Source organism: Streptomyces sp. CRN 30, assembly GCF_034105845.1.
In genome coordinates, this window is sequence record NZ_JAVRHI010000409.1 from 1 (window position 1) to 5,662 (window position 5,662).

The 5,662-nt window shown below is 70.9% G+C and carries 4 protein-coding genes and 1 pseudogene; 3 read left to right on the forward strand and 2 right to left on the reverse strand.

Translation table 11 applies throughout. The annotated features are described in order from the left end of the window. A pseudogene (locus UW392_RS45250) lies at positions 1-436 on the reverse strand (hypothetical protein); the annotation flags it as partial. 240 nt (positions 437-676) lie between these two features. On the opposite strand from UW392_RS45250, the gene UW392_RS45255 reads away from it, so the two are divergent. Next, entirely contained in the window at positions 677-2,419 is a 1,743-nt protein-coding gene (locus tag UW392_RS45255; RefSeq protein ID WP_414497365.1) for a protein kinase domain-containing protein, read from the forward strand. On the opposite strand, the gene UW392_RS45260 is transcribed toward UW392_RS45255, so the two are convergent. Then, positions 2,406-3,881, reverse strand: coding sequence for an amino acid permease (locus UW392_RS45260; protein ID WP_320781167.1), 1,476 nt, complete (start codon positions 3,879-3,881; stop codon positions 2,406-2,408). The genes UW392_RS45255 and UW392_RS45260 overlap by 14 nt on opposite strands. 213 nt (positions 3,882-4,094) lie before the next feature. Between UW392_RS45260 and UW392_RS45265 the strand changes: the two genes are divergently transcribed. Together UW392_RS45265 and UW392_RS45270 are read left to right on the forward strand one after the other, a co-directional pair. Continuing rightward, complete coding sequence (locus tag UW392_RS45265) at positions 4,095-4,589, forward strand: ribose-5-phosphate isomerase (RefSeq protein WP_320781168.1); 495 nt, start codon at positions 4,095-4,097, stop codon at positions 4,587-4,589. Positions 4,590-4,676: 87 nt separating this feature from the next. Further along, positions 4,677-5,495 (forward strand): Fpg/Nei family DNA glycosylase, encoded by an 819-nt coding sequence (locus tag UW392_RS45270; protein ID WP_320781169.1) that lies wholly within the window; start codon positions 4,677-4,679, stop codon positions 5,493-5,495. The last annotated feature ends 167 nt before the right edge of the window (positions 5,496-5,662 follow it).

The window sequence follows — 5,662 nt, forward strand, 5'->3', positions numbered from 1 at the left end:
ACAATCTCACGGCCGGCGCGTCGACGTCGTACGACGTCGACGCGCCGGCCGTGAGATTGTCGATGGGGCAGCTGAAGGCGCTGTTCGAACCCTCGGGCAGATCGCTCTTGGGGATTTCCTCGCAGCCCTTTACGTTTTTGACCGAAAGCCCGTCGAAACCGACCACCAGTAGCCGGACTTTTCCGCTGTCCTTACTCCCCGCATTCTTCACCGAAGCGGTGATCGCCGTTTTGTGCGAGCTGTTGTCGACCGAGATCTTCTCGGAGAGCATGGTCGTCAGTTCGATGCCCGCGGGCGCCTCGTCGACGGCCTTACCCCCCTTGCCGCTCAGGCCGCCCCCGTCGTCCGCGACCGCGGCGCAGGCGAAGATCAGCACTGCCGAACAAGATGCAGTGAGCAGCGACCCTGTGATGGTCGTCGTGCGGCGAGAAACCATTTCCATCCCCCTTGCGTCCCCCTGACCGTGCCCAGAATTCACAGTCCCTGAAGAGGTACCACAAGATTTCTCCGCACTATGCTGGTGCGGCGCAAAGTTGTGACCAATACGCTACTTCGCGGTTCTTCTGTGACGGGTGTTGAAGGGGGAATGGGGGTGCCGGAGATAACGAGGGGCGGTGTTCCAGGAACACTGGTGACCGGTCGCTACCGGCTGGTCCAGAGCATCGGACAGGGCGGAATGGGGCGGGTGTGGCGGGCCGCCGACGAAATACTCGACCGCCAGGTGGCCGTCAAGGAGATGCGCATCGACGGTCTCGACCCGGAGGACAGCCGGACCCGCCGGCAGCGGACCCTGCGGGAGGCCCGCGCCACGGCCCGCATCGACCACCCGGGCGTCGTGCGGGTGTACGACGTCGTGGACGAGGGCGAGCGGCTGTGGATCGTCATGGAACTCGTCGACGGGCGCTCCCTCGAGGGCATCCTGCGCGAGGACGGCCCGCTGCAGGTGCGCGAGGCGGCACGGATCGGCCTCCAGCTGGCGGCGGCCCTGGGTCAGGTGCACGCCGGGGGAGTCCTGCACCGGGACATCAAGCCGGCCAACGTCCTCGTCGAGCGCGGCGGCGGCCACCGGGTGGTGCTCACCGACTTCGGCATCGCCGCGATCCAGGACGCCGAGGCGCTCACGATGGCCGGGATGCTCGTCGGCTCGCCCGACTACATGGCGCCCGAGCGGGTCTCCGGCCGCCCCCAGGGCCCGCCCTCGGACCTGTGGTCCCTGGGAGCCACCCTGTGCGCGGCCCTCGGCGGCACCTCCCCCTTCTCCCGCGCGACGACCCTGGCCACGCTGCACGCGGTGTTGTACGAGGAGCCGGACATCCCCGCCGCGGCGGGCGAACTGCGGGGTCTCCTGGCCGCCCTGCTGGAGAAGGAGCCATCGGTCCGGCCCGGCCTGCGGACGGTGGCCACCGTCCTGGAACCGCTCACGACGGCGGGCATCGCCACCGTCCTGATGGAGCCGGACCCGGAACCCCCGCCCCCTGTGGCAGCCGAGCCGGACACCGACCTGGTCCATCCCGCCCCCCTCACCGACAACGCCTCCTCCGAGGCCACCCCCACCAGCACCCCCGAACTGCCCTCCCCGGGCGCGCCTCCCGACACGGGACCGACGGCGGACCCGGCGAACCTGGCGGACCCGGCGAAGCCGACCCATGCCGCCACCGAACTCTCCCTCGCCCCGCCGCCGCCTCCGGGCCCTCCACCGTCACCGGACCCGGAGGCCCCACCGGCCCCGACGATCTCCTCGGGCCCCCGCCGCCCCCGTCGGCCGCCGCGCACCGGCCGCCGTATCGCCCTGGCCGTCGCGGGAACGGCGCTGGCCGGCGCCGTCGCCGCACTCGTCGTCCCGGCGCTGGGCGGCTCGCCCGAGGACGGTGACCGGGCTTCCCGGTCCCCGTCGGTGTCGGCGTCGGCGTCCACGTCCACCCCCGCCGGCACCCCGACCTCCGCGGCCCCCACCGTCGAGGGCACCTCGCGCCCGCCCACCCTCCCGGCGCTCCCGGCGGGGGCGCGGCGCGAGGCCGGGCTGTACGCGTGGGTTCCGCCCGAGGACTGGCAGCGGGTCGTGGTGAGCGCCGCCGAGATCCACTACGACTCGCCCGACCACACCCAGGAGATCATCGCCAACGCCACTCCGGCCCGCGGTGGCGATCTGCTGGCCCAGTGGCAGGACGCGGAGCGGGGCAGCATCGGCAAGGGCCGCGACTACCGGAGGATCCGCCTGGAGCGGACCACGTTCCGGGGCGCGCCCGCGGTGGCGTGGGAGTACACGGTCACGGCCAAGGGGCTGCCCCGGCACGTCCGGCTGCTCGGCTTCCGCAGCGGCGGCGTCTCGTACGAGATCGACACCTGGTACCACCCGGACACCGAGGAGCGCGCCGTGCCCGTCTACGAGGAGGTCAGGGACACGTTCACACCTTTGTGAGCCGCTCCCGCGGTTCCTGCGGTCGCTTCTTCCTCGTGAACCGCTCCCTGACCAGGGAGACACCGACCACGCCCGCCGCCACCAGCAGCGACAGCAGCAGAATCTCGCGGTTGCCGTGCTCGGTGTCGGTGAGCATGTAGCCCAGCACGAACACGATGACGCCGATCGCCGCCCAGGTCAGGTACGGGTACAGCCACATCCGTACGACGAGCCGCTCCGGCGACTCGCGCTCGATCACCTTGCGCAGCCGCAGCTGCGAGAAGCAGATCACCAGCCACACGAACAGGGCCACGGCGCCCGAGGAGTTGACGAGGAAGAGGAAGACGGAGTCCGGGAAGGCGTAGTTGAGGAAGACCGCCACGAACCCGAAGACCACCGAGGAGAGGATCGCCGTGACCGGCACGCCGCGCCCGGTGGTCCGTGCGAACGCCCCCGGCGCGTCACCGCGCCGGCCGAGGGAGAACGCCATCCGGGAGGCCGTGTAGAGGCCGGAGTTCAGGCAGGACAGCACGGAGGTCAGCACGATGAAGTTCATGAGCTGGCCCGCGTGCGGGATGCCCAGGGAGTCCAGGGCGGCGACGTAACTGCCGTCCTCCTCGATCGACTTCGCGTCCCACGGCAGCAGCGTCACCACGACGAAGATCGAGCCCAGGTAGAAGACGGCGATGCGCCAGATGATGCTGTTGGTGGCCTTGGTGACCGCCCGCTGCGGGTCACCGGTCTCCCCGGCCGCGAGCGTGGGGATCTCGCTGCCCATGAAGGAGAAGACCACGAGCAGCACGCCGACGAGGACGGCGCCGGCCCCGTTCGGCAGGAAGCCGCCGTGGGCGGTGAGGTTGGCGAGGCCCGCCTGCTCGGCGTCGACGCCCGGCAGCAGCCCGAACACGGCGAGCAGCCCGACGACGATGAACACGGCGATCGCCACGACCTTGATGCCCGCGAACCAGAACTCGAACTCGCCGTAACTGCCCACGGAGACCAGGTTGGTCGCGGTCAGCACGATCATCACGATCAGCGCCCAGCCCCACTGCGGCACGGCCGGGATCCAGCCCTCCAGGATCACCGCGCCCGCCGTGGCCTCCACCGCGAGCACCACGACCCAGAAGAACCAGTACAGCCAGCCGATCGAGAACCCGGCCCAGCGCCCGAGCGCCCGGTCCGCGTGCGCGGAGAACGAGCCCGACGTGGGGTTCGCGGCCGACATCTCCCCGAGCATCCGCATCACCAGCACCACGAGGGTGCCGACGAGGAGGTACGACAGGAGGATGCCGGGCCCGGCGGTGGCGATGCCGGAGCTGGAACCGACGAAGAGTCCGGCGCCGATGACACCACCGATGGCGATCATGGAGAGATGGCGGCTCTTGAGCCCGGCCTGGAGGCCGCCGGAGTCACCGGAGTCACCGGAGTCACCGGGGTCTCGGGAGTCGTCGGTGGGTTCCGCCGGTGTCGGCTGCGAGGTCATGGGTCCTCCGTGCAGCTGTTCGGGAGGCACGGACGGGCACCGGTGCCTCGGCTGGTGATCAGTTGAATCAGTACATCTGAGGCTGAACTTGTTTTGTACCTGCGAATTGTGATCGTTACGTGCAGTTTTGCCGATGTATCTCAGTGTTACGTGCGCTGATCGGGTCTCCTACCCCGACAGGCTCCGCCGGAACGGGCGTGTCACACTCGGACCATGCGCGTCTACCTCGGCTCGGATCACGCCGGTTACGAACTGAAGAACCACCTCGTCGAGTGGCTCCGGGCCGCCGGCCACGAGCCGGTCGACTGCGGCCCCCACATCTACGACGCCCAGGACGACTACCCGCCGTTCTGCCTCCGCGCCGCCGAGCGGACGGCCGCCGACCCGGACTCCCTCGGCATCGTGATCGGCGGCTCGGGCAACGGCGAGCAGATCGCCGCCAACAAGGTCGCCGGCGTCCGCGCGGCCCTCGCCTGGAGCGCGGAGACCGCGGCACTGGGCCGTGAGCACAACGACGCGAACGTCATCGCGGTCGGCGCCCGCATGCACTCCCAGGACGAGGCGACGTCGTTCGTCGAGACCTTCCTGACCACGCCGTTCTCGAACGACGAGCGCCACATCCGCCGCATCGAGATGCTCGCGCGGTACGAGACGTCGGGTGAGCTGCCCCCCATCCCGGCCCACCACCCGCAGGCGCCTCAGGCGTAGCACTCCCGCACCACGGCACACTCCTGTAGGCCCACACCTGTGGGCCTACAGCTGTTGATCCACCCCGCGCACCCACCGGAGGCCCCCGTGCCCGAAGGGCACACCATCCACCGCCTCGCCCAGGACCATTTCGCGGCGTTCGGCGGCCGCACCGTCCGCGTCACCAGCCCCCAGGGCAAGTTCGCGGACGCCGCGGCCCTGCTCGACGGCACGGTGCTCACCGCGGCCGAGGCCCACGGCAAGCACCTCTTCCTCCGCTTCGGCCCCGCGGAGGCCGGGAACTGGGTCCACATCCACCTCGGCCTCTTCGGCAAGGTCGGCTTCGGCCCGGCGCCCGCCCCCGCGCCCACCGACACGGTCCGCCTCCGGCTCGCCGACGACACGTCGTACATGGACCTCCGCGGCCCCACCACCTGCGCGCTGATCACCGAGGACGAGAAGGACGCCGTACACGCCCGCCTCGGCCCCGACCCCCTGCGCCCGGACGCCGACCCGGCGGCGGCGTACCGGCGGATCTCCCGCAGCCGTACGAGCGTCGCCGCCCTGCTCATGGACCAGAAGGTGATCGCGGGAGTCGGCAACGTCTACCGCGCCGAGGTCCTCTTCCGGCACGGCGTCGACCCGTACCGCGCGGGCAAGGACCTCCGCCCCGGCGAGTGGGACGCGATCTGGGCCGACCTCGTGGAACTCATGCGCGAGGGTGTGCGCAACAACCGCATCGACACCGTCCGCCCCGAGCACCTCCCGGAGGCCATGGGGCGTCCGCCGCGCGTCGACGACCACGGCGGCGAGGTGTACGTGTACCGCAGGGCGAACCTGCCCTGCCACATCTGTGGCGGCGAGATCCGCACCGCCGGTCTCGCCGCCCGCAACCTTTTCTGGTGCCCGGGCTGCCAGCAGGCCTGACCGGCGGGCGCGACCTTCGCGACAGGCCTAGGGCCTGTTGCGAAAGTCCCGCCTGCCGGGCGACGCCATGCACGCACTCTCGCCGCACCGGGCCCAGACCCGAGTACATCCAGTACGAGGGTCTGGGCCCGGCACGGCGAGAGCACGCACCTGACGCCGCCCGGCCC